Source organism: Micromonospora sp. M71_S20 (genome assembly GCF_003664255.1).
In the GTDB taxonomy this organism is placed as follows: domain Bacteria; phylum Actinomycetota; class Actinomycetes; order Mycobacteriales; family Micromonosporaceae; genus Micromonospora.
The window spans coordinates 4,400,741-4,426,632 of record NZ_RCCV01000001.1 but is presented as its reverse complement, the minus strand read 5'-3'; the positions used below and the strand labels follow the sequence as shown (position 1 = coordinate 4,426,632).

The following is a 25,892-nucleotide window of genomic DNA, read 5'->3' as shown; positions in this document are numbered from 1 at the left end:
CATGGGCCTCACGGCGTTCCGCGCCCTGGAGCCGCTCTGCTGGCGGGCGCCGAGCGCGCACAACACCCAGCCGTGGTGCCTCGACCACCAGCCCGGAGCGGTCCGGGTGGGCTGGGACGAGGCGCACACCCTGCCGGCGGCCGACCCCTCCGGCCGGGACCTGCGGCTGTCCCTGGGCGCCTTCGTCGAGACCTGCCTGGTCGTCGCGGCCGACGCCGGGCTCCGGATGCGCTTCGTCGCCGACCACTGCGCCACCGACCGTCGGGCGGGCTGGCTGCGGGCGTCCCCGCACCGCTACGACACCCCGTTCGACGCGGCGCAGGTGCTCACCCGTCGCACCCACCGGGGCCGGTTCTCGGCCGGCCCGGACGCCGAGGTGGTGGCGGCCGTCGACGCCGTCGCGCGGGCCTCGGACGGGGCGGTCCGGGCCGTACCGGACGCCGGCCTGCTGGCCCGCCTGCTGAGGACCGCCGACCGGCAGACGTACGCGGATCCCGCGGTGGTCGGCGAGTTGCGGTCGTGGCTGCGGCTCACGCCGGCGCATCCGCGTTACCACGCCGACGGGCTCACCGACCGGTGCCTGGGCCTGTCCGGGCGCGAGGCGACCGCGTTGCGGGCGGCGCTGGCGGCGTACCCGGTCCTGCGCCGGCTGGGCCTGCCCCGGCTCCTCGCGGCGGCCTCCGGCAACCCGCTCGCGCGCGGTGGCGCCGTGATCGTCCTGATCGGACCGCCCGGGACGGACGACGCCACCCAGGTCGAATTCGGTCGGGTGCTCGCACGCACGTGGCTGACCCTGCACGCGGCCGGGCTGGCGGCGCATCCGCTGAGCCAGCTGATCGACACGGCCGCGACCCGGGAGGCCCTGGGCTCGCTGCTGGGCGTGGCGCCGGAGCGCCTGCTGCACGTGGCCCGGGTCGGCCGGCCGGTGGGCCCGGCGGCACCCTCGGCGCGCCGGGTCGGCGGCATCGGGCAGGGCCTGCGCTGATCCCTTGTCCGACGGCGGTGGCGCGGCCGCGTCGGTGCCGCGCGGGGCCGGCGTGCGGGTGGCACCTCCCAGGGTCACGACGCCTGGCTGGTCGCGGGCCGTCGGGTCGCCGACCGGCGGGCCACCGGCTCGGACCCGGCGCGGCGGACCGGAGTGAACAGCCCGCCGACCGCGACCAGGAGACATCCCGCTCCCGCGACGAGAGTGACCGCGGTGACGCCGTAGCGGCCCGCGGCCCAGGTCAGCACGGCGGCGCCGGCCGGGCCGAGCGCGTAGTGCGTGCTCCAGAACGCCGAGGTGACCCGCCCGAGCAGGTGGTCGGGGGTGATCTCCTGGCGCAGCGACATCGAGCAGATCCCGCCCACGCTGACGCCGCACAGGTACACCGCGGTCAGCACGGTGACGCCCCGCACGCTCCCGACGACGCCGATGCCCACGATGGCGAGACCGCACATCGCGTGCGCGCCGATCCAGGTGATGCCGAAGCCACGCCTGCGGCGCAGCGGCGCCACCAACAGCGCTCCGACGACCGTGCCCAGGGCCGCCAGGCCCAGCACCGTGCCGACCGTGCCGTCGGAGCCGCCGAGGTCGTGCTTGACGTGGTAGACGAGGACGTCGGTGAAGCCGTACGTCAGGAAGATGAAGACCGACAGCAGCACGGTCAGCGAGCGGAGCACGGGCTGCCGCCAGAGGAACCGCGCGCCGGCGAGGAACTCGGCCAGCCGGCCCTCCCGCGCCACCGCGCCGCCGGCCTCCGCACCCTCGTCGGACCGCCGCAGCCGCACCAGCCAGAGGCCGAAGGCCGACAGGGCGAAGCTGGCCGCGTTGATGGCGATGGCCGCCGTGGGGCCGAAGCGGGCCGACACCACGCCGGCGAGCAGCGGCCCGAGCACGGCCGCCGCCGCGTACGTCGCCTGCAGGCGGCCGTTGGCCTCGGTGATCCTGGGCCGGTCGACGAGGTTGCGCACCGCGGTCACCGCGGCGACCTGGAACACCATGCCGGCCGCCTCGCAGATCGGCAGCACGACGAAGAGCAGCCAGACCTGCGGACCAGCGAGCCAGGCCAGCGGGATGAGGCCGTAGAGCACCAGCCGGGCCAGATCGGCGGTGATCATCAGTTTCCGTCTGTCGTACCGGTCGACCAGGACGCCGCCGAAGATCCCCGCGCCGACGGACGCGGCACCGGCCGCGGCCGTGAGCAGGCCCATCTGGGCGACCGACCCGGTCGCGTGGAGCACGAGCAGCGGCACCGCGATGTAGGCGAACGAGTCGCCGGCGGCGGAGAGCGACTGCGCAGCCCAGTAGGCGCCGAAGTTGCGATCACGCCACAGGGGACGCGGAACCGGATCGGTGCGTCGGCTCATGTCGGCGAGGGTAATCCGATCCCCCCTGCGAGCGGTGCCCCTGGCACGCCGGCGGACGTCTTCCGGCCGGGAATCAGGGTGAGGCCGGCCGCGGCCGCCCCGTATGATCCTCCCCGCGGTGGGCGGCTCCCCGCGGTGCTTCCTTCTCACCCTTTCCTGGCAACTAGCGTCGCGACTCTCCGCCCACCGCTTTCGCACGGGGAGGGCGCGAGCATGGATCCGCTGGCCGTGGTGCTGCTGCGACGCACCGGCCGGGTCGCGGTGGTCGGTACGGGCCCCGCCCCTGCCGACGGTGCCGCCTGGGTGGCCGCGCTCGAGGCCGATCTGGCCGGTCGGGGCTGGCTGCTCCGGGACGACCTGCGCACGGCGGCGGCCCGGCTGCCGGCGTCGGTGCGGGTCCGGTGGGCCGACTGGCTGCTGGCGACCATCGACGAGATGGTCGGCGCGGATCGTTCGATGCTGCCGCTCTACCGGTCGTTCCCCGACACCCCGCGCGACATCGAAGCGGTCTACGTGCGGCGGCTGCTGACCCATCTGTTCGCCGTGCCCGGCGCGCCCTGCGTGCTGTGCGGCCGCGAGGACGGTGGCGCGCCGCTCGACCCGTGCGGCCATCCCGTGTGCCCGGCGTGCTTCCCGCCGGAGCAGGTCACCGCGTGCCCGGTCTGCGGCCGCCGGCTGGCGGCGGACGACACCTACCTCACCGTCGTCGCGCCCCCGGCCCCGGTGCGCCGCCGGCTGCGGCGGGCCGGTGCGCCGGTCGAGGACACCGGCGCGCACGCCGTCCCGGCCGCGCCGCCGCTGCCGATGCGTCTCGCCGGGCTCGAGGCCAACCCGGTCGGCGCCGCGGCCCGGCTCCGCGACGAGCTGGTCGCCCGTCCTGCCGCCCTGAGCGAGTCCGACCGGGCCGACCTCGAGGTGTTGGTGAACGCCACCGCGCCGGGCCGCCTTGACTGGCTGCCCGAGGTGGTGCCCGCGCGGGAGACCCTCGCGTTGGTCGTCGCCTGGGCGCTGCACGCCACGGCGTGCACCCCCGGCTACCACGACCTGGTCGCCGCGGCCCGCCGGCGGTGGTCGACCGCCACGGACGTGGCGCGGACCCTCTGGGCGTACTCGGGTGGGGACCCCGGGCTGGTCCTGCCGCGGCGGGACGACGAGTCCGATGCTCCGGGCGCGGCCTGGCGACCGGTCCACGAGCCCGTCGTCGTCGTGCCGGTCACCCGGGTGCGGGCCCTGCCCAGGCCGCTGCGGCGCGCGGCTCTCGCGCATCTCGACGCCTGCGGTGCCGCGGGCGCGGCGGAGGACCTGCGGCGGCACCCCACCGTCTGGAAGCGCCTCGGCGAGCGGCTGCACCCGTACGAGAAGGTGGCCGCGCACCCGGCGGCGGCCGTCGCCTTCGCCGCGCTGCGCGGCACCCGCGCGGCCCGCGCCAGCGCCCTCGGCGCGGCCATGGTGGCGGCCTGCGCCCGCGAGCCCCGGCAGCTCGTGCTGACGGGGCACCCCGACGGCACGCTCACGGTCCGCGTGCGGACCCACGCGTCCCTGGTGGAGGAGGCCCTGACCGACGGCGACGTGGCGGGGGCCGCCGGCCTGCTCACCGAGCGTCCGGGCGAGCTGTGGCGCCGGCTCGACCACCTGCTGCGGGTCGCCGGGGACGATCCGGCGGCGTACGCGGCCGTCGAGACGGCCATGCGCCGGACGGTGGCCCGGGTGGCGCCCGGCGTGCTCGCCGCGGCGGCGGCTCAACTCACCGGCCGCGCCGAGACGGTACGGGCGACGGCCGCCGAGCTGGCGGCGACCGCGCGGGCGCGGGCGGCGGCGCGGGCTCGCGGCTCCGCGCACACCGGGGCCGCCCCGGTGCTCGCCGTCGGGCTGGGCGATGTCCTGCGCGCCGTCGCGCGGGGCGTGCGCGGTGCCACCCCCGCCTTCCTGCGGGAAGCGCTCCGGTCGGGCGGCGAGCTGCCCCCTCCCGCCGAGGCACCGCCCGTGGGCGCCCCCGTCGAGGAGTCCGGGATCGTCGGTGGCCGTCCCGGTCCCGGTATGCCCCGGCGGGTGTTCCATCCCCGCGGCAGCGTCGTGACCACCTGGACCGAGCCCGAGCGACGCACGCCGGTGCCCGCGCCGGCGATCAGCGCGGTACGCGGGCTGGTCGACGCCGAGCTGACCGCCCGCGCCGCCCGGCTCGGCCGGTTCGACGTGGCCGTCCTCGACGCCGCCCTGGCCGAGGTGCCCGCGCCGACGCGGGAGCGGGCCGCCTCGGCGCAGCTGGCGGGGTGGCCACGGGGCAGTGTGCGGGCGCTGCCCGACGCGGAGGTGCTGCGGTTCTTCCTGCACTGGGAGGAGCCGGGCGCCGCGCGGGTCGACCTCGACCTGTCCTGCGTGTTCTTTGACCGGGACTGGCAGCGGGTGGGCCACTGCGACTTCACCCGGCTGCGGTTCGCCGGCGACGGCGCGGTCCACTCCGGCGACCTCACCTCCGCCCCGGCTCCGCTCGGGGCCACCGAGTTCCTCGACCTGCACCTGACCCGTCTCGCCGAGCAGGGCGTGCACTACGCCGTGCCGACCGTCCTCAGCTACAACGCCGTGCCGTTCGAGGCCCTCACGGAGGCGGTCGCCGGCGTCATGCTGCCCCTCGCCCGGGGCGAGCAGTTCGACGGCGCCCGGGTCGCGCAGCGGTTCGACCTGCGCGGCAACGCCCGGATGCTGCTGCCGATGGTCGTGGACCTGCGCACCCGACGGTTGCTCTGGACCGACCTGACCCTGACCGGCCGTGGCTACGGCCACAGCGTCGACCGGCACGGTGACCAGCTCGCGCGGGCGGCCGCCGACCAGTGGGAGCACTTCCTGGGCGGTCACCACGCCACGGTCCTCGACCTGCTGGCATGGCACGCGGTCGGGCGCGCCGACCGGATCCTGGTCGGCCACGCGGACCACACCTACACCGAGGTACCGCCCGACGTTGCCGCCGTCCGCGCGGCGGCGTCGGCGGACACCGGCGAGATCGGCGTACCGCCGGACCTGGCCGGCCGCACGGTCCTGGCCGGCGCCACCGACCCCGACGCCCTCGACCGGCTGGTCCGCGTGCCCGCCCCGGTCGCGCCGGGCTCGACGGTGGTGACGGTGACCGGCACGCCCGGCCGTCCGTGGACGGTGCTGCACGCCGGCGACGTGATGGCCGGGCTGAGCACGGGCTGAGGCGACCGATCCGCGCGGCGCGTGGGGCGGTTATGTAGGCTCGCATCGATCTTCGCGGGAGGCCGGTCAATGATCGAACTACACGTCGAGCCGGAGTTGCTGGAGAAGGCGTCGCGGGTGTGCGACGACCTGCGGGACGATCTGCGGCGCGACGTGTCCGACGTCGGAGACGAGACGCGGGCCGCGGTCTCCGGCCTGCCCGGATGGCAGACCCGGGCGGCGCTGGAGCAGCTGCGTTGGTCGTGGTCGGACGACCTGACCAGGTTGGACCGCTATCTGTCGCAGGTGGGCGACGCCCTGCAGGGCTGCGCGATGGACTACCGCTACAGCGACGAGGCCAACGCCGCCCGTTTCGACATCCACGGGCGGTGACCGCGCGGTGGTGACGTACGCGGACCTGCGCGAGGCGCGCGTCGCCCCGCTCCGGGACGCCGCGCAGGCCTGGACGGAGCTGTCGCGGGCCTGTGCGAAGCTGGAGGAGCGGTGCGGCGCCGAGCTGACCGGGCCGTTGCGCGTCTCGGGCTGGCAGGGGCCGGCCGCCAGTGCCGCGCTGGGCCGGCTGGACGAACTCGACGACGAGTTCGAGGTCGCGAGCCTGCAGACGCGGACCGCCGCGAGCGTGTTGCGGGAGGCGGCGGAGGAGTTCGGCGACCTGCAACGGCGGTTGGAGTCGGCCGTCGGCGCCGCCCGGTCCCTCGGACTGGCCGTGGACGAGGCCGGGCGGGTGTCCGCGCCGGCGGTGGTGGCAGGGGACAGGCACGACCCGGACGCGGAGACGATCCACCGTCGGCACGTCCAGAACGCCGCGATCTACACCGATCTCATCGCGCGGATCGTCACCGAGGCCACCGAGGCCGACAGCCGGATCGCCCGCGCCCTGACCCAGTTGAAGGCCGGCGCGCCGGGACAGTTCGCCTGGGAGTACAACCGGGCCAACGACGGCGCTCTCGCCGCCGCCGCGGCGCTTCAGCTCAGCGAGGAGAGCATCCCGGCGCCGGGCAGCAGTCCCGCCGACGTGCACGCCTGGTGGAGCGGCCTGTCCGACGACGAGCGGCAGGTCTACCTCACCGCCTACCCGGAGCGGATCGGCGCCCTCGACGGGCTGCCCGCCACCGACCGCGACGCGGCGAACCAACTGGCGCTGCGCACGTTCGTCGGTGACGACGCCGGCCGCCACCGCGACCGGGACGACCCGCAGCATGCCACCGCGCTCATGCTGCTGGACAAGCTCGAAGGCACGGAGCACGCGGCGCCGAACGAGCGGCTCTACCTGCTCTCGGTCGATCCGACGGGTGACGGGAAGGCGGCGGTCGCGATCGGCAACCCGGACACCGCCGCCCACACCGCGGTCCTCGTACCCGGCGTCGGCACCGAACTCGATGACATCCGTGGCCTGATCGGGCGGGCCAACGACCTGCGGGAGGCCTCGGTCGAGCTTGCCCCCGCCGGCACCGACGTCTCCGTCGTGGCCTGGCTCGGCTACGACACCCCGTCGGTGAACCTCGACATCGTCAGCGCCGTGTTCGGGGCCAAGTCCGAGGCCGGGGCCCGCGCGCTCGACGGCTTCGTCGACGGGCTGCGCGCCTCCCACGACGACAGTCCCTCCCACCTCACCGCCATCGGTCACAGCTACGGGTCGACCGTCCTCGGCGAGGCCGCCAGCACCGGCGACGGCCTCGCCGCGGACGACCTGATCGCCGTCGGCAGTCCCGGCATGCGCGTCGAGAACGCCGGCGAGTTCAACGTCGACCCGAGACACGTGTGGGCCGGTGCCGCGGCCGACGACACCGTCGTCGCCCGACCGGAGGAGACGATCGGCTGGCTCGACGGCGTACCCGTCGTCGGGGAGTGGTTGGTCGACGGCCTCGTCGGCATCCACGGCCCGGCCCCGCACGACCCGGAGTTCGGCGGCAACGTCCTGCACGTCGACACCTCCGGCCACAGCGGATACTGGGCGCAGAACAGCCAGATGCTGCGCTCCCAGGCGGCCGTCATCGTCGGCGACTACGAGGCCGCCGCACTCGACCACGGCAAAGCACCATGACCCCGCCGCACCGCACGCCCTGGTGGCGGGCGGTGGTCCTGGCGGCCGTACTGGTGCCTGCCACCGCCTGCACCGGTGGTGACCCCGGTTCCTCAGGAAAGGACGACCCGTTGCAGACCAAGGCAGTCGCCGAGGTGAGCACCCTGGCCGAGGCGCGTGCCCAGGCCGTCGCCGCCACCGCCGGGGTCGCGCTGGACGGCTGGCGGACCAACACCTCGCCCTGTCAGGGCCAGCGGGGCGAGATCGCCGACGACGGACGGTGGACGTTGAGCGGCTTCGCCGGCCTTCCGGTCCCGCCCGCCGACCAGATCGCCACGCTGCGGCGGATCCGGGACATGTGGCGGCAGCAGGGCTACGAGATCACCGAGGACCGCACCTTCGCCGACGGCGCCCGGGGCGCCGTCTCCATGCGCGACCCCGGCACCGGGATCACGATCAGCCTCACCACCACCGCGAGCCGGGACCGCGTCGCGGTGATCCTGGCCAGCGGCTGCTACCGGCCTGCGGCGGGGGAGGACCCCGCCAACGCCTAGGTCACCGGCTCGTCAGCCGTGCCGAACCGAGCGTTGAAGCCCGGGTCGCGCCTGCGCATGATGGTGATCATCAGAACGGCGCCGTACGCCCACCCGGCACGGGCGGTACGGCGTCGTCCACCGCCTGAGCTTCCCGAACAGAAGGAAACAACCGTGCGTAAGCTCGTGTACTACATCGCCGTCACCCTGGACGGCTTCATCGCCGGCCCCGACGGCGCGGACCCCACCGGCCCCGACGGATTCTGGCCGATCCCGGACGACTACCTGCAACACCTCGTCGCTGAGTATCCGGAGACGCTGCCGGGCCCGGCCCGGGAGGCGTTCGGCATCACCGGCGAGGGCGCCCGGTTCGACACCGTCCTGGAGGGGCGTCACTCCTACGAGCTGGGGCTGAAGGCCGGCCTCACCGACGCCTACCCGCACCTGCGCCACCTGGTGTTCTCTCGCACGATGGGGCAGAGCCCGGACCCGGCCGTCGAGGTCCTGTCCGCGGACCCGGTCGCCACCGTACGCGAGCTCAAGCGGCACGACGGCCGGGACGTCTGGGTGATCGGCGGCGGCGCCCTGGCCGGCGCCCTCTATCCCGAGATCGACCGCCTCGTGGTCAAGCTGGCCCCGTTGACCATCGGCGCCGGCATCCCGCTGTTCGGCCGCGGCGCCGTCTTCGAGCCGCGCACCTGGGAGCTGACGGACCACGTCGTCCTCGGCAGCGGCGCGCTCTTCCTGACCTACGACCGCACTGGTCGGGCGGACGCGTGACCGCTCCCGGTACGGCCACCGAGGGCACCCGCATCCCGGCCGACGAGGCCGTCCCGCGCCTCCGTGCGGCCACCGACCTGGGCGACCTGCCCATGGCGGACGCCTTCGTCAGGGCCGGCTACGTCAACGTCGAGCGCGCCATGGACATGTCCTGGAACTGATCCCCAGGGCGGTCGGCGCACGCGGCCCGGCGTCGTGCGCGCTGGCCGTCGGGGTGGCGGGAGACTGACCGCATGCCCTCGACGATGTTGGTGGTCGGCCCGAAGCTCGGCGTCGCGTTGGTGGTGTTGACCCTCGTGGCGGCGGCCGTCGTGACCGTGGGGAAGTTGGGCCACGGTCGGCAGGTGATGGTCGCCGCCGTCCGTGCCGCGGTCCAGCTGGGTGCGGTGTCGCTGCTGATCGCGGCCATCGTGGCGTCGCTCTGGGCCACTGCCGCGTTCGTGGCCCTGATGTGCGCCGTGGCGGCGGCCACCTCCGGCCGGCGCATCACGGGCGGCAGGCGGGGGTGGTGGGCCGGCGCGCCGATCGTCGCGGGAAGCATGCTGGTGGTGCTGGGGCTGCTGCTGTCGGGCCTGGTGCCGCTGCGGGGCATCGCGATCGTTCCGGTGGCGGGGATCCTGATCGGCGGGGCGATGACCGCCACCTCGCTGGCCGGCCGTCGGGCACTGGACGAGCTGACCGGCCGGCGCGGCGAGGTGGAGGCCGGCCTGGCCCTGGGCCTGCTGCCACGCGAGGCGGTGTTGCTGGTGTGCCGCCCGGCGGCCGGGCAGGCACTGGTCCCCGCACTGGACCAGACCCGGACAGTGGGCCTGGTGACTCTGCCGGGCGCGTTCGTCGGGGTGCTGCTCGGTGGAGCGAGCCCCCTGGCCGCCGGGGTGACGCAGCTGGTCGTGCTCGTCGGGCTCCTCGCGGTCGAGGCCGTCGCCGTCGTCCTCACCGTCGAACTGGTCGCCCGCGGCCTGCTGCGACCCGCGCGGCGCGAGCACCACCGCACCGACGCGTCGACCCGGTCGCGGCCAGCGGATCCCGGCCCGCCCTGACCGTGGGGCGGGCCCGGGCGCGTACGCCGGCGGCTGCCCCGCGCGCGGCGGCTCCGGGTGCCCCGGCGGGCACACCGGCCGGCGGGCGCTCAGTGCGGGGCGAGCTTCCAGTAGCCGCCGAAGTAGACGCGCTCCTTGGCGATGCCGCGTTCGGTGCACAGGTGCCGACGGACGGTCGTGACCATGGCGGACTCGCCCGCGACGAAGGCGTACGGCGTGCCGGCCGGCAACGCCAGGTCCCGCAGCGTACGGATCACCACGTCACTGCCGCCCGCCGGTGCGCCGCCCCGGTGCAGCCAGGTCAGCGTGACGCCGGGCGGCGTGCGTACCCCGATCTCGTGTTCTGCCGAACCCACCTCGATCAGCGCGATCGCCCGCGCCTGCGGCGGCAGCGCCTCGACGGCCGCGGTGATCGCCGGCATGGCGGTCTCGTCGCCGACGAACAGCTGCCAGTCGGTGTCGGCGGGCGGGGCGTACGCGGCGCCGTCGCTGAGCACGCCGATCCGGTCCCCCGGGGCGGCCCTGAGCGCCCAGGCGGAGGCCGGTCCGCCGTCGCCGTGGAGCACGAAGTCGATGTCCAGCTCGCGCCGGCCGGCGTCCAGGCGCCGGACCGTGTAGTTGCGGACCACCGGCCGCCGCTCCGCCGGCATGGCCTGCAGGGCGGGCCACCACTGCGCCGAGTCCGGCAGGTGCAGGTCGGCGTCGGGCGCGGGGACGAGGAAGATCCGCACCAGGTGGTCCGGCCCGTCGTAGCCGAAGCGGTCGATCTCGGCGCCGGTCAGGGTGATGCGCCGCAGATGAGGCGTGAGCGGCCGGTTGGCGACGACCTCGGCGAGCATCGGGCGTCTGATCACCCCGGCCTCGACCAGTGTGCTGCCGACGGTCATGGTGTCGCTCCTTCGAGGATCGTGAGCCACCTCCTGCTGCGAAGTTAGGTTAGCCTGCCCTGAGCGCGGTTGATCCTCTGCCCCTGGTCATCGAAGGCGGAATCGGCCCGGGTGGGGATGTTCGCCGTCCGGCGCGGAGGTCGTCCCGCGCCCCGTCCGGCCGTCGCCGGCCCGGTTCGTGTTCCCGGCCGCGCCCCGTCCGCCGGTGCCCGTCGCGCTCATCGGGTGTCGGCGCCGCGCTCCGCGGCACGGACCCGTCGCCCCGGCAACCCAGGTGAGGCGGCGTGCGGGGGCGTTCCCGGCGGAGCCGCGGTAGATCAAGAGCGCCCCGAAACGTGTGTTAGGTTAGCCTCCCCTTACCAGCATTGAGGTGCAATTTCATGCGTTCAAACCGCTTCCTCACCGGGATCGTCGCCCTGGCCGCCACCCTGGCGCTCACCGCGTGCGGCGGTTCGTCGAAGGCCGAGGACGCCTCGACCGACGGCGGCTCCGCAGCGTTCCCCGTCACGATCACGCACGCGCTCGGCACGACGACGATCAAGGAGAAGCCGAAGCGGGTCGCGACAGTGGCCTGGGCGAACCACGAGGTTCCGCTGGCTCTCGGCATCGTTCCCGTCGGAATGGCGAAGGCCAACTTCGGCGACGACGACAACGACGGCGTCCTGCCGTGGGTCGCCGAAAAGCTCAAGTCACTGGGCGGGACAGCCCCGGTGCTCTTCGACGAGAACGACGGCATCAACTTCGAGGCGGTCGCGGACACCAAGCCCGACGTCATCCTCGCCGCGTACTCGGGTCTGACCCAGCAGGACTACGACACCCTGAGCAAGATCGCCCCGGTGGTCGCGTACCCGAAGGCGCCCTGGGCCACGGCGTGGCGCGACACGATCAAGCTGGAGAGCCAGGCCCTCGGCCTGGCCAAGGAGGGCGACGCGCTGATCGCCGACATCGAGCGGCAGATGGCCGACGCCGCCGGGAAGCACCCGCAACTGGCAGGGAAGTCGGCGATGTTCATGACGCACGTCGACCCCACCGACCTGAGCAAGATCGGCTTCTACACGACGCACGACACCCGGGCCCAGTTCTTCGCGGACCTCGGGATGAAGGCCCCGGCGAGCATCGCCAAGCTCTCCGCCGGCACCGACAAGTTCACGCTCAACCAGAGCGCCGAGCAGATCCAGGTCTTCGACGACGTGGACATCATCGTCGCCTACGGTGACGACAAGCTGCTCGCCGCCGCGCAGGCCGACCCGCTGCTGTCGAAGATCCCCGCGATCAAGCGCGGCTCGGTGGTCATGCTCTCCGGCACCACGCCGCTGGGCACCGCGGCGAACCCGACCCCGCTGGCCATCCCCTTCGTGCTCAACGACTACGTCGCGATGCTGGCCAAGGCTGCCGACCGGGTGTCATGACCCGGCTCGACTCGCCTGCCCTGCCGGACGTCGCCGTGGTGCGGCGTCCGGCACGGGTACGGCTGCTGTGGTTCCTCGTCTCGGCCGCGGTGCTGCTGGCGTTCATGCTGGCGTCGGTCGCGCTGGGCTCCCGCAACGTCGGCTGGTCCGACATCCTCGCCGCGTTCCAGGGCGCGGACGCGACCATGGAACAGGCCGCCGTCACCAAACGGATCCCGCGGACCCTGCTCGCCGTGGCCGTCGGCGCGGCCCTCGGCCTGTCCGGGGCGGTCATGCAGGGCGTCACCCGCAACCCGCTGGCCGACCCCGGCATCCTGGGCGTGAACATGGGGGCGTCGCTCGCCGTGGTCACCGCCATGGTCACCTTCGGCCTCTCCTCGGCGACGGGCTACCTCTGGACGGCGATCCTCGGCGCCGGCCTCGCGGCGGTCTTCGTGTACGCCGTCGGCTCCCTGGGACGCGGCGGCCCGACGCCACTGAAGCTCGCCCTCGCCGGCGCCGCCACGTCCGCCGCGCTCGCGTCGTTGATCAGCGCCTTCGTGCTGCCCCGCAACGACGTGGCCGGCGGCTTCCGCTCGTGGCAGATCGGCGGGGTCGGCGGTGCGACCTACGACAGCCTCCGGCAGGCCCTGCCGTTCCTCGCCGTGGGTTTCGCGATCTGCATCCTGTCGGCCCGGGCCCTGAACTCGCTCGCGCTCGGCGACGAACTCGCGGCGGGGCTCGGCGAACGGGTGGCCGTCGTGCGGGCCGTCGCGGCGATCGGCGCCGTGCTGCTCTGCGGCGCCGCCACGGCCGTCGCCGGACCCATCGGGTTCGTCGGCCTGGTCGTCCCGCACGTGTGCCGCCTGCTGGTCGGGCTCGACCACCGGTGGCTGCTGCCGTTCTCCGCGCTCCTCGGCGCGTCGCTGCTGACCGCCGCGGACGTCGTCGGCCGGGTGGTGGCGCGCCCGGCGGAGATCGACGTGGGCATCGTGACGGCGCTGATCGGCGCCCCGTTCTTCATCTACATCGTCCGCCGGCAGAAAGTGCGCGAGCTGTGAGCACCACGACTCTCGAGGCCGTCACCCACGGCCGGGTCCGCCGTACGCTCCGGCGACGCGGCGTGCTCGTGGTGCTCGCCGTCCTCGTCGTCGCCGCGTTCGCCGTCTCGCTGATGGCGGGGCGCACCTTCTACCCGCCGGCGGACGTCCTGGCGGTGATCGCCGGCGAGGACGTCCCCGGGGCCTCCTTCACGGTGGGCACGCTCCGCCTGCCCCGGGCCGTCCTCGCGATCCTGGCCGGGGCCTGCTTCGGGCTCGGCGGCGTCACCTTCCAGACGATGCTGCGCAACCCGCTCGCCAGCCCCGACATCATCGGCATCAGCTCCGGAGCGAGCGCCGCGGCCGCCTTCGCGATCGTGACGCTGCACCTCGGGGAGGCGGGGGTGTCCGCCTTCGCGATCGTCGTCGGGTTGGCGGTGGCGCTGGTCGTCTACACGCTGTCGTTCAAGGACGGCGTCGCGGGAACCCGCCTCGTCCTGATCGGCATCGGCATCGCCGCGATGCTCGACAGCATCACCGCGTACGTCCTGACCCAGGCCGCCGAATGGGACCTGCAGGAGGCGATGCGCTGGCTGACCGGCAGCCTCAACGGCGCCACCTGGGCGGAGACCGTTCCGGTGGCCGTCGCCGTGGCCGTCCTGGCGCCGGTGCTGCTGGGGAAGGCCCGCAACCTCTCCATGATGCAGCTGGGCGACGACACCGCCGCGGCGCTCGGGGTCCGCCTCGAACGCACCCGGATCCTGGTCATCGTCGCGGCCGTCGGTCTCATCGCCTTCGCCACCGCCGCGACCGGGCCGATCGCCTTCGTCGCCTTCCTCTCCGGGCCGATCGCCGCCCGGATCATCGGCCCGGCCGGCTCGCTGCTGCTGCCCTCCGCCCTCGTCGGCGCCCTGCTGGTGCTCGTCGCGGACTTCGTCGGTCAGTTCGCCTTCGACACGCGCTACCCCGTGGGTGTCGTCACCGGCGTGCTCGGCGCCCCTTACCTCATCTACCTGCTCATCCGTACGAACCGCGCGGGAGGCTCGCTGTGACCACCACCCACACGCTCGCGGTCGAGAGCCTGACGCTCGGCTACTCCGACCGCGTCGTCATCTCCTCGCTCGACCTCGTCGTGCCGCCCGGGAAGATCACGGCGATCGTCGGCGCCAACGCGTGCGGCAAGTCGACCCTGCTCCGATCGATGTCGCGCCTGCTGGCGCCCCGCGCCGGCCACGTCCTGCTCGACGGCAAGCAGGTGCACCGGCTGCCGGCCAAGCAGTTGGCCCGTACCCTCGGCCTGCTTCCCCAGTCGCCGACGGCGCCCGAGGGGATCACCGTGGCCGACCTCGTCGGTCGTGGGCGCAATCCGCACCAGCGCGTGCTCTCCCGCTGGAGCAGGGAGGACGACGCCGCCGTGGCGGCGGCCCTGGACGCGACACAGACGGCGGACCTCGCCGACCGCCCGGTCGACGAGCTCTCCGGCGGCCAGCGGCAACGGGTGTGGATCGCGATGGCCCTGGCCCAGCAGACGGACCTGTTGCTGCTCGACGAACCGACGACGTTCCTCGACGTCAGCCATCAGGTCGAGGTCCTCGACCTGCTCACGGACCTCAACCTGACGCGCGGCACGACGATCGTCATGGTGCTGCACGACCTCAACCTCGCCGCCCGGTACGCGGACCACCTCATCGCCCTGGCCGCCGGCAGGCTGCACGCCGCGGGGGAGCCGGCGCAGGTCCTGACGCAGGAGTGCGTCCGCGCGGTGTTCGGCCTCGAGAGCCAGGTCATCGTCGATCCGACGTCGCAGAAGCCGCTGATGCTGCCGATCGGCCGCCACCACGTGACGACCCGCCCCGGCGTCGGCGTGCCCGAATGACGCGTCGTCGAGCCCTCGTTCACCGAGGCCATTAGGTGAGGCTAACCTGGCCCTCGATCGCTGGGAGGGCGCATCTCGTGTACACATCCACGTTCGTCCGGGCCGTCTCCGGGACCAGGCGGGCCCCAGCCTCCACCTGGGCCGACGCCCCCGTTTCGCGCACCGGGGCGTGACGCCGATGGCAGCCGACGTGATCAGCGGTCCGGCGGTGCTGCGCCGCGCCCTGCGCCGCCAGCGGGGTCGTGTGGTGGCCGGCATCGTGCTGCTCTGCACCCACCAGGCCGCCGAAGCCCTCGTCCCGGTCGCCATCGGCCTGATCATCGACCGGGCCGTCGCCACCGGGGACGTGCGGGCGCTGCTGCTCTCCCTCGTCGGTCTCGCCGCCCTCTTCACGGTCCTCGCCTTCGCCTACCGGGCCGGCGCCCGCCAGGCGTACGCGGCCGTGGAGCAGGAGGCCCACCTCGTGCGGGTCGAGATCGCCAGGAGCGCCCTCGACCCGCGCGGGAACCGCTCGGGCATGCGCGACGGCGAACTGCTGTCCGTCACCGCTTCCGACGCCGAGTTGTCCGCGCTCGTCGTGCGGGTCGCGGGGCTCTGCGCCGCCGCGGTCACCGCCATCGTGGTAGCGGCCGTCGCGCTGCTCGTCGTCGACGTCCCGCTCGGGCTCGGGGTGCTCCTCGGCGTACCGCTGGTGGTCGTCGCCCTGCAACGGATGGCGCCGCTGCTCAGCCGGCGCAGCGCGTCGCAGCAGGAGGCGCTCGCTGCCACGACCGCGCTCGCCGTCGACCTCGTCACCGGCCTACGCGTGCTGCGCGGCATCGGCGCCCAGGACCACGCCGCCCGCCGGTACGCGGTCGCCAGCCGCCACGCCCTCGACGTCACCCTGCGCGCCGCCACCACCAAGGGCCTGCACCTCGGGCTCACCACCACGGTGAACGGCCTCTTCCTCGCGGCCGTCGCCGGGGTCGCCGGCTGGCTCGCCCTGCAGGGGCGGCTCACCGTCGGCGAGCTCGTCGCCGTCGTCGGGCTGGCCCAGTTCATCGCCGAGCCCGTGCAGACGCTCGGCTACTGCGTACAGCTGTTCGCCATGGCCCGCGCCTCCGCCGGGCGGGTCGCCCGGGTGCTGGGCGCCGAGCCGCTCACCCGGCCGGGTACCGCCGGGCCACCCGCCCCGGACCCGGCGCGGCTCACCCTCGACACGATCGGGTACGCCGGACTCGACGGGCTGTGCCTGCGGGTCGGCGCCGGCGAGGTCCTGGGTGTGCTCGCCTACGATCCGGGCGAGGCCGAGGCGCTGGTGCGGCTGCTGTCCGGCCGCGTGCCCCGCGAGGACTACCGGGGCACGCTGTGCGTCGACGGCGTGCCCGCCGAGGACCTGCACATCGACGCCGTGCGCGGCGTCCTCCTGGTCGAGCAGCACGACGTGGCGTTGTTCGAGGGGACGCTGCGCGCCAACCTCGCCGCCGGCGCAGACGTCGACGAGGCGGTCCTGCGCGCCGCCGTACGCGCCGCGGCGGCCGAGGACGTGCTCGCCGCGCACCCGCACGGCATCGACCGCCTGCTCACCGAGCGGGGGGCGAACCTCTCCGGCGGGCAGCGGCAGCGGATCGGGCTGGCCAGGGCGCTCGTCGCCGACCCGCCGGTGCTGGTGCTGCACAACCCCACCACGGCGGTCGACGCGGTGACCGAGGCGCTGCTCGCCGAGGGGCTGACCTCGGCCCGCGCGGCGGCGGCCCGCGGCACGGTGCTGATCACCAACAGTCCGGTCCTGCTGCGGGCCACGCACCGGGTGGCCGTGATCGACCGTGGGCGCGTCGTCGCCGAGGGCCCGCACGAGCAACTGCTCGCCCGCGACGCCCGCTACCGGGAGGAGGTCCTGCGGTGACCGATGAGTCGAGCACGCTCGGCGTGGAGACCAGGCGGCTGCTGCCCACGGCCACCGCCCGGCAGACCTGGGCCGCACTGCGGGTCGAGTTCGCCCGGCTGCCCGGGCTCAGCGCCGCCGCCGCCACGTTGCTGGTTGCCGCGGCGGCGACCGGGCTCGTCGCCCCATGGGTGCTCGGCCGCCTCGTCGACGACGTCATCGCCGGGTCCGACACGCCCCGGATCGTGGCCTGGGCGGGTGTGATCGCGGGCGCCGCGGTGCTCGCCGGCCTGCTCACCGCGGTCGGCGCCGCGCTCGCCGCACGCCTCGGCGAGACCGTGCTGGCGCGGCTGCGCGAGCGGGTCCTCGACCGCGCCCTGCACCTGCCGTCAGCCACGCTGGAGCGCGCCGGGACCGGGGACCTGATCGCCCGCGCCGGCGACGACGTGGCCGTGGTGACGAACGTGATCGCCACCAGTGGCCCCGCCTTCCTCGGCGCGCTGCTGTCCATCGTGCTGACCGCGGCAGGGCTCTTCGCCCTCGACTGGCGGCTCGGCCTCGCCGGGCTGGCCGCGGCCCCCGCCTACGCGTTGGCGCTGTACTGGTACCTCAAGCGCTCCGTTCCGTACTACGCGCGCGAGCGGGTGGCGACCGGCGAGCGGTCACAGGCCATGGCCGGGGCGCTCCACGGCGCGGCGACCGTGCGCGCGTACCGCATGGAGGACGCCCACGTCGGTCGGATCGCCGATCGCTCCGCCACGGCCCGCGACCTGTCGTTGGAGATCTTCGGCCTGCACACCCGGTTCGGCCTGCGGATCAACCGGTCGGAGTTCGTGGGGCTCGCCGCCGTGCTGCTCGCCGGTTTCCTGCTGGTCCGCGACGACCTGGCGACCGTGGGGGCGGCCACCACCGCCGCCCTCTACTTCCACCGCCTCTTCAACCCGATCGGCCTGCTGCTGCTCCAGTCGGACTCCGTGCTCCAGGCCGGGGCGAGCCTCGCCCGGCTCGTCGGCGTCACCGCGCTGCCCGACACCGCTTCGCCCGACGGCTCCGGGCCCGCCCGTGCGGAACGGCCCGCGACGGCAGGGCCGGGCGCGCTCGAACCCGCGGCGCTGGAGGTGGTCGTCGCCCGGCACTGCTACGACGACGGGCCCGTCGTGCTGCGCGACGTCACCCTCCGTCTCGCACCGGGGGAGCGCGTCGCCCTCGTCGGCGCGAGCGGAGCGGGAAAGAGCACGCTCGCCGGTGTCGCCGCCGGGATCATCGCGCCCACCGACGGCTCGGTCCGGCTGCGCGGCGTGCCGCTGACGGAACTGGACGAGCACCGCGTGCGTCGCGAGATCGCCCTGGTCAGCCAGGAGGTGCACGTCTTCGCCGGGACCCTCGGCGACGACCTGCGCCTCGCCGATCCGGACGCCACCGACGCCGAGATCACCGCCGCGCTCGACCTCGTCGGCGTCACCGACTGGCTCCGTACCCTGCCCGACGGCCTCGACACGTGCGTGGGGGAGGGCGGGCGTCGCGTCACCGCCGCCCAGGCCCAGCAGCTCGCCCTGGCTCGCCTCGTCCTCGCCGACCCCGCCGTCGCGGTCCTCGACGAGGCCACCGCGGAGGCCGGCAGCGCGGGCGCGCGCGACCTCGACCGCGCCGCCACGGCGGCCACCGAAGGCCGCACCACACTCATCGTCGCCCACCGCCTCAGCCAGGCGGCCACCGCGGACCGCATCGTCGTCCTGGAGCACGGGCGCGTCGTCGAGCACGGCACGCACGAGCAGTTGCTGGCGGCCGGGGGCGGGTACAGCCGGCTGTGGCGGTCCTGGAGCACGCCCGATCCCGTGGTCCCCAAGGGACGCGGGAGCGAGGATCCCGCCGCCGCCCGTCGTCCACGCTCGGCCGTGTCTCCGGGTTAGGGCGCGACCGCGGGGCGTCGTCGGCACGCCGGTAGCCGTACGCCGCACCGACGACGCAACGGGCCGCTCCGGGCGCTGCCCGCGTGGCGTCGCCCGCCGGGGCCGGGGCAGGATGGGGTACGTGGACATCGAGCCGGTCGACTCCGCGCCCGAGCAGGCGTTCCCGTGGGGGATCCTGCGGCAGCGCTGGGACGACCTGACGTTCCTGCACTGGGCGGTCGCGCCGGAGCTCGTCGCGCCGCTGCTGCCCGAGGGAACCCGTCCCGACACCCTCGACGGGGTCAGCCACGTCGGGCTGATCGGCTTCCGGATGGTCGGGCTGGGCCTCGGCCGAGGGCCGGGGGTGCCGTACTTCGGCAGCTTCTGGGAGACCAACGTCCGGCTCTACTCGGTCGACGACACCGGCCGGCGTGCCGTGGTGTTCCGTTCGCTCGACGCGTCGCGGCTGGTCCCGGTGCTGGTCGCCCGGGCGACCCTGCGACTGCCGTACATGTGGTCGGCGATGCGGCTGGACCGGGACGGCGACCGCTACACCTACCGGTGCCGGCGCCGCTGGCCCGGGCCGGTGGGTGCGACGAGCCGGATGGTGGTGCGGGTGGGGGAGCCAATCGCCGACCCGACCCCGCTGGAGCACTTCGTCACCGCCCGCTGGGGGCTGCACACCCGGGCGTACGGGCGGACGCTGCACCTGCCGAACTGGCACCCCCGCTGGCCGCTGCACCGGGCGGAGCTGCTGCACCTGGACGACGAACTGGTCGAGGCCGCAGGGCTGCCTCGGCCCGTCGGGGCGCCGGTGAGCGTGCTGTATTCCCCCGGGGTCCCGGTGCGGTTCGGCCCACCGGTCGCGACGGGCCGGACACGGGCTGCCCAAGTCAGGCAGTCATCCTGAACCGCTGACCCTCGGCTGCTGATGGTCGGTCAGCCGGAAGCCGACGCCGCGCACCGCGTCGATGGCCACCCCGGTGCCGAGTTCGTGGAGCTTGCGGCGCAGCCGCTTCACCAGGGACTGCACGTCCGCCCTGCGTTCCCGCCCCTCGTCACGCCAGACCGAGCGGTGCAGCTCGGCGTAGCTCCACACCCGGATCGGCTCGGTGGTCAGGCAGGCCAGCAGATCGTGCTCGAGCCGCGTCAGGCCGATCTCGCGGCCCCGGCTGCGGGCCGTCGAACGGGCCGAGTCGATCAGCAGCGCGTCGCCGTCGGCGGTCGGCGGGCGCGCGGACGGCTCCGGGGCGGGCCCCGGCGGAGCCCCGATCAGCCTGCGCAACTCGTCGAGGTCGGCGACCAGCAGCAGCGGCGCGACCCCGTCCAGACGCTCGGCGAGTCGTATCCGCTCGGCCGCCGACGGCGTCACCGCGATCACCAGCGGAAATGGTTCTTCGGCCGGAGCTGGTCCGTCCGGCGTAGTGCTTTCGTCGCGTGCCCCCACAGCACCCACCCGGAAACTATGGGCAGCCTCTGCCCGTCTTCGTCATGACCGTGACAATCATTGGCAAGCTCCCCATTCGCCGGCCAACGGCTAGTGACAAATTGCTTACGGCAAGTTCTTGATCGTCCATTCTTGTCGATCATAGTGTCCAGACGGGCAGCCGGCGCGACCCGCGCGGTGCCTGGGGGGCATGTAGGGGTCGGATCCGGATCATCCGAACGGAGCCGGGCCCCTGCACCCTCCACCATGGCTCGTTCCACTCTGGGTCGTTCTGGAGGAGGCACCACCGATGTTCACACGTCCACCCGCAAGGCGCTTAGCCAGATCTCTGGTGAGCGCCGGCGCGGCGATGATCCTCGCCGCGACAGGCCTGGCCGCGACCGGGTCAGGCGCACAGGCCTCCCCGTCCGACAAGATCAGGCCGGAGCTCACGAAGGAACTCCAGGGCAAGACCGAGGGCGATTTCTGGATCCGCTTCAAGGACAAGGCGGACCTCAGCGGGGCCGCCGCGATCAAGGACTGGGCCAAGCGCGGTACCGCCGTCGCCGACGCACTGAAGAAGACCGCCGCCAGCAGCCAGTCCAAGATCCGCGCCGAGCTCGACGGTTCGGGCACGAAGTACGAGACCTTCTGGGCGACCAACGCGATCAAGGTCAGCGGCGGCTCCCTGACGATGGCACAGAGCTTCGCCGCGCACGCCGAGGTCGAGGGCCTGTACGCCCCGGTCGCCTACAAGGTTCCCGAGGTCACCGAGGGCACCGACGAGAAGACGGTCAACGCCCTCGAGTGGGGCATCGCGAACATCAACGCCGACGACGTCTGGTCCCAGTACGGCGCCAAGGGCGCCGGCATCACGGTGGCGAACATCGACACCGGGGTCCAGTTCGACCACCCCGCGCTGGTGAACTCCTACCGGGGCAACAACGGCGACGGCACGTTCGACCACAACTACAACTGGTACCGGGCCACCGGCTCCTGCGCCGCGCCCTGCGACACCAACGGCCACGGCACCCACACGATGGGCACGATGGCCGGCTCCGCCGGTGCGAACCAGATCGGCGTCGCACCCGACGTGAAGTGGATCGCGGCCAATGGCTGCTGCCCGAGCGACGCGGCGCTGGTCACCTCCGGCCAGTGGATGCTCGAGCCGACGGACCTCAACGGCCAGAACCCGGACGCCAGCAAGCGGCCGAACATCATCAACAACTCGTGGGGAACCACGCTGCCCTCCAACGACCCGTTCATGGAGGACGTGACGCTGGCCTGGACCGCGTCGGGCATCTTCGGCGTCTGGTCCAACGGCAACAGCGGATCGGCCTGCCAGACCAGCGGCTCACCGGGCAGCCTGGTCAGCAACTACTCCGCCGGCGCCTACGACGTCAACAACAACATCGCCAGCTTCTCCTCCCGCGGCGCCGGCCAGAACGGCGAGATCAAGCCCAACATCGCGGCACCCGGGGTGAACGTCCGGTCGAGCATTCCGGGCGGCGGCTACGCCAGCTACAACGGCACCTCGATGGCCGCCCCGCACCTCGCGGGCGCGATCGCGCTGCTGTGGTCGGCCGCGCCGGCGCTCGTCGGCGACGTCACCGCCACCCGCGCGCTGCTGGACAACTCGGCGATCGACAAGGCCGACGCCCAGTGCGGCGGCACCGCCGACGACAACAACGTGTTCGGCGAGGGACGCCTGGACGCGCTCACGCTGCTCAACGCCGCCCCGATCGGCGACACCGGCACCCTGGCCGGCAAGGTCACGGACGCGGCCACCGGCGCCCCGATCGCGGGCGCCACGGTGACCCTGACCGGCGCGGCGGACCGCGAGCTGACCACCGGGTCCGACGGGACGTACTCGTCCCTGCTTCCGGTCGGCGACTACCAGGTCGCCGTGGCGGCGTTCGGCTACCAGGCGAAGACGACGCCGGCAGCGGTCGCCCGCAACGCGACCACGACCGTCGACGTGGCGCTGACGGCAGTGCCGAGCGTCACCGTCAGCGGAACCGTCACCGACGGCTCCGGACACGGCTGGCCGCTCTACGCGAAGGTGACCGTGGAGGGTCAGTCGGGCGTGTCCGACTACACCACCCCCGTCAACGGCCGCTACAGCCTCAAGCTGCCGGCCGGCACCACCTACAACCTGAAGGTCGAGCCGCAGTACCCGGGCTACCAGGCGGTGACCAAGCAGGTCGTGGTCGGCACGGGTAACGCCACGGCCAACGTGGCGGTGCCGGTGCGGACCGACGCCTGCACGACCGCGCCCGGCTACCGGTTCGGCTCCGACGGCGAGTACGAGACCTTCGACGGCAGCACCGTGCCGGCCGGCTGGTCCGTGGTGGACCACGCCGCCAGCGGCCAGGTCTGGAAGTTCACGGACGACGGCGCCCGCGGCAACCTGACCGGCGGCACGGGCAACTTCGCGATCGTCGACAGCGACGAGTACGGCTCCGGCGGCAAGCAGGACACCTCGCTCGTCAGCCCGGTCGTCGACCTGACCGGCGTCACGGCACCGGTGATCCGGTTCAACCAGGACTACAACTGGCTGGGCAGCGACCGCGCCGACGTCGACCTCAGCCTCGACGGCGGGACCACGTGGACCAACGTGCTCCGGCAGGCCGCCGACGTGCGCGGCCCGAAGGTGACCGAGGTCGCCATCCCGCAGGCTGCGGGCCAGGCCCAGGCGCGGGTCCGGTTCCGCTACTACGACGCCTCGTACGAGTGGTGGTGGGGGGTCGACAACGTCCTGATCGGCAGCCAGCTCACCTGCGAGCCGATCGACGGCGGCCTGGTGCTCGGCCACGTCCGCGACAGGAACGACAACGGCTACGTCAACGGCGCCACCGTCACCAGCGACGACCGGCCGACGGAGAAGGCCACCACCGTGGCGACCCCGGACGACCCGGGGCTGGCGGACGGCTTCTACTGGCTGTTCTCGTCGCTGACGGACACCCACAAGTTCACCGCCCGGGCCGGCAGCTACGTCAGCCAGAGCAAGCAGGTCGATGTCCAGGCAGACTGGGCGACCGCCGCGAACTTCCAGCTGGCGGCCGGCCGCCTGTCGGTCAAGCCGGCCCAGGTGGCCGGGACGGTCCGGATGCCCAGCGGCAAGGTCACCAAGGCGTTCACGGTGACCAACACCGGCGGGGCCCCGGTCGCGGTCGAGTTCAGTGAGCGCGACGGCGGGTTCGAGCTGCTCCGGGCCGACGGGTCCCGGCTGAGCAAGCAGGAGGTGCTCGGCTCCCAGGGCGCGCCGGTGCAGCGGCTCGAGGTCCCGACCTCGTTCGCGGCGAAGACGTCCGGCAAGTCGACGGCGGCGGCGTCGCCCGAGGCGGGCCCGCAGGCCGCGCCCTGGACCGACATCGCCAACTACCCGGCCGTGGTGATGGACAACCGGGTGGTCAACCTCGGCGGCAAGGTGTACTCCATCGCCGGCGGCACCGGCTCGGCGTCCTCGGCGAAGAACTACGCCTACGACCCGGTCGCGCAGACCTGGACCGCGATCGCCGATCTGCCCGGCGCGCGTACCGCCATGACGGTGGGCGTCCTGGACGGCAAGATCATCGCGACCGGCGGTTGGGCGGCGGCCGGTCCGGACGGCACCACCTGGTCGTACGACCCGGCGGCCAACACCTGGACGGAGAAGGCCGACAACCCCGCGCCGCGCTCGGCGGCGGGCCAGGCGGTCGCGGGCGGCAAGCTGTACGCCATCGGCGGCTGCACCACGGCGTCCTGCACGCCGATGTCCAACGACGTCGTGCGCTACGACCCGGCCGACGACAGCTGGGAGACCCTGGCCGACTACCCGAAGTCGGTGGCCTTCGTCTCCTGCGGCGGGATCGACGGCATCGTCTACTGCACCGGAGGCAACGACGGCTCCGCCGCGCAGAAGGCGAGCTACGCCTACGACCCGGGCGCCAACACCTGGACGGCCATCGCGGACGCGCCGGCCGACAACTGGGCCAGCTCGTTCGCCGTGGCCAACGGCAAGTTCCTGGTCGTCGGCGGCTCGCAGGGCGGCGCCATCACCAACGTGGGCTTCGCCTACGACCCGGCCACCTCCTCGTGGTCGAGCCTGCCGAACGCCAACACGGCGCGGTACCGCGGCGGCGCGGCGTGCGGCTTCTACAAGGTCGGCGGCTCCTCCGGCGGCTTCACCGCGACGCGTGACAGCGAGGCGCTGCCGGGCTTCGAGGAGTGCGCCGCCAGCACCGCCGACGTCAGCTGGATGACGATCGACAAGACGGCGGCCACCCTGGCGCCGGGCGAGGCCGTTACGGTCAACGTCGGCATGACGGCGAACGTGGACCAGCCCGGCACCTACACCGCCTCGGTCGCCATCAAGGAGAACACCCCGTACACGGTGGAGCCGGTCGCGGTCACGATGAACGTGCTGCAGCCGACCACCTGGGGCAAGTTGACGGGCACGGTCACCGGGACGAGCTGCCAGGGTGCCGGCTCGCCGCTCTCCGGTGCCACCGTCCAGGTCGACTCGTGGGCGATGTCCTGGACGTTCGCCACGGACGCCGAGGGCAAGTACGCCTACTGGCTGGACCGTCGGAACAACCCGTTGACGATGATCGTCGCCAAGGACAACTGGAAGCCCCAGACCCGGCAGACGAGGATCAACACCACCGCACCCACGGTGGAGGACTTCGCGTTGTCGCCCGTCCGCTGCTGACACCCACCGTCAGCTGACAGGTCCGGCCCGCCTGGTTTCCGACCAGGCGGGCCGGATCGCGTCGGGGCCCCGAAGAGGCCGGGCGGTCAGATCGGCGCGAGGCGGAAGCCGACCCCGCGGACCGCGTGGATCGACGCCGAGGCGTCCAGCCGGGCGAGCTTGCGCCGCACCCTGCGCACCACCGAGTGCATGTCGGAACCCCGCCCGAGGTGCACGTTGCCCCAGACCTCGAGGTGCAGCCGCTCGTAGGTCCAGACCTGCCCGGGCGCGGCGACCAGGCACCGCAGGAAGTCGTGCTCCAGGCGGGTCAACTCGACCTCGCGGTCCAGCCAGCACAGCATCCGTCGGTCGGAGTCGACGCTCAGGTCGGCCGGCGGCGGTGCCACGGCGCCCTGCACGGGCTCGGCCGCCACGACGCGCTCGGCCGTCGCGACGGGCTCGGGCCGAGCCACCGGCGCACCGGGCACGCCGAGGAAGGTGCGCGCCTGATCGACGCTCGAGACGATCAGAAACGCCTCGGTCCCGCCGAGCAGACGTGCGAGCTGCCTGCGTTCGGCCGGCGAGGAGGCAATGCCGATGACCAGCGGAGCCACCCCCCTCATTCCCACCCCTTCCGGTGCCCCACCCACTCCGGGGACATTTTCAGGCACGACGCCGATCAATTGGTTTCCTGACCCTAGTGGTGGCTCGTCTCGCTTCGGTTAAAAACGGTGACGCGTTGGCGTCGATAAATTGACTGCATTCGGTGTGCCGAGTCGGGTCGTGGCCCTTCATGGTGGCTTGACCCTTTTCGGCGCGATGTGTTCCCCGGGCGCGCGGTTTCGGCGATCGACAATGCCCGGCAGGTGCGATCGGGGCCACGTCGGATCCGGCGAACCGGCACACCTCGCCAGCCGCCGGTGGCGGTGCGGG

General features: G+C 73.8%; 20 protein-coding genes. 16 read left to right on the top strand and 4 right to left on the bottom strand.

Annotation, left to right across the window (positions count from 1 at the left end; translation table 11 throughout):
• The first annotated feature begins 1 nt into the window (after window position 1).
• Window positions 2-985 (top strand): nitroreductase, encoded by a 984-nt coding sequence (locus tag DER29_RS18960; RefSeq protein ID WP_121398545.1) that lies wholly within the window; start codon window positions 2-4, stop codon window positions 983-985.
• A 74-nt stretch (window positions 986-1,059) separates the two neighbouring features.
• On the opposite strand, the gene DER29_RS18955 is transcribed toward DER29_RS18960, so the two are convergent.
• Window positions 1,060-2,349 (bottom strand): MFS transporter, encoded by a 1,290-nt coding sequence (locus DER29_RS18955; RefSeq protein WP_121398544.1) that lies wholly within the window; start codon window positions 2,347-2,349, stop codon window positions 1,060-1,062.
• Window positions 2,350-2,562: 213 nt separating this feature from the next.
• On the opposite strand from DER29_RS18955, the gene DER29_RS18950 reads away from it, so the two are divergent.
• The 7 genes from DER29_RS18950 (at window position 2,563) to DER29_RS18925 (ending at window position 9,917) form a co-directional block, all read left to right on the top strand.
• Window positions 2,563-5,541, top strand: coding sequence for an MXAN_6230/SCO0854 family RING domain-containing protein (locus tag DER29_RS18950; RefSeq protein ID WP_121398543.1), 2,979 nt, complete (start codon window positions 2,563-2,565; stop codon window positions 5,539-5,541).
• Between the two features lie 69 nt (window positions 5,542-5,610).
• A complete protein-coding gene (locus DER29_RS18945) occupies window positions 5,611-5,913 on the top strand; it encodes a type VII secretion target (RefSeq protein WP_101410182.1) in 303 nt (100 codons plus the stop codon).
• A 10-nt stretch (window positions 5,914-5,923) separates the two neighbouring features.
• Entirely contained in the window at window positions 5,924-7,585 is a 1,662-nt protein-coding gene (locus DER29_RS18940; RefSeq protein ID WP_233599927.1) for an alpha/beta hydrolase, read from the top strand.
• Window positions 7,582-8,118, top strand: coding sequence for a hypothetical protein (locus DER29_RS18935; protein WP_121398541.1), 537 nt, complete (start codon window positions 7,582-7,584; stop codon window positions 8,116-8,118). The genes DER29_RS18940 and DER29_RS18935 overlap by 4 nt, the downstream gene beginning before the upstream one ends.
• Window positions 8,119-8,271: 153 nt before the next feature.
• A complete protein-coding gene (locus DER29_RS18930; RefSeq protein ID WP_121398540.1) occupies window positions 8,272-8,877 on the top strand; it encodes a dihydrofolate reductase family protein in 606 nt (201 codons plus the stop codon).
• Entirely contained in the window at window positions 8,874-9,038 is a 165-nt protein-coding gene (locus DER29_RS34215) for a hypothetical protein (protein ID WP_158619052.1), read from the top strand. The genes DER29_RS18930 and DER29_RS34215 overlap by 4 nt, the downstream gene beginning before the upstream one ends.
• Before the next feature lie 72 nt (window positions 9,039-9,110).
• Window positions 9,111-9,917: an ABC transporter permease gene (locus DER29_RS18925; RefSeq protein WP_233599926.1), complete on the top strand. Its 807-nt coding sequence runs from the start codon at window positions 9,111-9,113 to the stop codon at window positions 9,915-9,917.
• Between the two features lie 89 nt (window positions 9,918-10,006).
• On the opposite strand, the gene DER29_RS18920 is transcribed toward DER29_RS18925, so the two are convergent.
• Window positions 10,007-10,804 (bottom strand): siderophore-interacting protein, encoded by a 798-nt coding sequence (locus DER29_RS18920; protein ID WP_121398538.1) that lies wholly within the window; start codon window positions 10,802-10,804, stop codon window positions 10,007-10,009.
• Between the two features lie 380 nt (window positions 10,805-11,184).
• Here DER29_RS18920 and DER29_RS18915 point away from each other — a divergent pair, with 380 nt between their 5' ends.
• From DER29_RS18915 to DER29_RS18885, 7 genes are all read left to right on the top strand, one after another.
• Window positions 11,185-12,213, top strand: a complete 1,029-nt coding sequence (locus DER29_RS18915) for an iron-siderophore ABC transporter substrate-binding protein (protein WP_121398537.1) — start codon at window positions 11,185-11,187, stop codon at window positions 12,211-12,213.
• Window positions 12,210-13,253 (top strand): iron ABC transporter permease, encoded by a 1,044-nt coding sequence (locus DER29_RS18910; protein ID WP_121398536.1) that lies wholly within the window; start codon window positions 12,210-12,212, stop codon window positions 13,251-13,253. The genes DER29_RS18915 and DER29_RS18910 overlap by 4 nt, the downstream gene beginning before the upstream one ends.
• Window positions 13,250-14,284 carry an iron chelate uptake ABC transporter family permease subunit gene (locus DER29_RS18905; RefSeq protein ID WP_121398535.1) on the top strand — a complete coding sequence of 345 codons (1,035 nt, stop codon included), beginning with the start codon at window positions 13,250-13,252 and terminating at the stop codon, window positions 14,282-14,284. The genes DER29_RS18910 and DER29_RS18905 overlap by 4 nt, the downstream gene beginning before the upstream one ends.
• Window positions 14,281-15,108 carry an ABC transporter ATP-binding protein gene (locus DER29_RS18900; RefSeq protein ID WP_121398534.1) on the top strand — a complete coding sequence of 276 codons (828 nt, stop codon included), beginning with the start codon at window positions 14,281-14,283 and terminating at the stop codon, window positions 15,106-15,108. The genes DER29_RS18905 and DER29_RS18900 overlap by 4 nt, the downstream gene beginning before the upstream one ends.
• A 178-nt stretch (window positions 15,109-15,286) precedes the next feature.
• Entirely contained in the window at window positions 15,287-16,993 is a 1,707-nt protein-coding gene (locus DER29_RS18895; RefSeq protein WP_121398533.1) for an ABC transporter ATP-binding protein, read from the top strand.
• Window positions 16,990-18,882, top strand: coding sequence for an ABC transporter ATP-binding protein (locus DER29_RS18890; RefSeq protein ID WP_233599924.1), 1,893 nt, complete (start codon window positions 16,990-16,992; stop codon window positions 18,880-18,882). The genes DER29_RS18895 and DER29_RS18890 overlap by 4 nt, the downstream gene beginning before the upstream one ends.
• Before the next feature lie 121 nt (window positions 18,883-19,003).
• Window positions 19,004-19,771 (top strand): YqjF family protein, encoded by a 768-nt coding sequence (locus tag DER29_RS18885; RefSeq protein WP_121398532.1) that lies wholly within the window; start codon window positions 19,004-19,006, stop codon window positions 19,769-19,771.
• Here DER29_RS18885 and DER29_RS18880 read toward each other — a convergent pair.
• Entirely contained in the window at window positions 19,763-20,242 is a 480-nt protein-coding gene (locus tag DER29_RS18880) for a winged helix-turn-helix domain-containing protein (RefSeq protein WP_233599922.1), read from the bottom strand. The two genes, DER29_RS18885 and DER29_RS18880, sit on opposite strands and share 9 nt — an antisense overlap.
• Before the next feature lie 397 nt (window positions 20,243-20,639).
• On the opposite strand from DER29_RS18880, the gene DER29_RS18875 reads away from it, so the two are divergent.
• A complete protein-coding gene (locus DER29_RS18875) occupies window positions 20,640-24,980 on the top strand; it encodes a S8 family serine peptidase (RefSeq protein WP_233599920.1) in 4,341 nt (1,446 codons plus the stop codon).
• A gap of 86 nt (window positions 24,981-25,066) precedes the next feature.
• On the opposite strand, the gene DER29_RS18870 is transcribed toward DER29_RS18875, so the two are convergent.
• Window positions 25,067-25,582, bottom strand: a complete 516-nt coding sequence (locus tag DER29_RS18870; RefSeq protein WP_121398529.1) for a winged helix-turn-helix domain-containing protein — start codon at window positions 25,580-25,582, stop codon at window positions 25,067-25,069.
• Window positions 25,583-25,892: the final 310 nt, after the last annotated feature.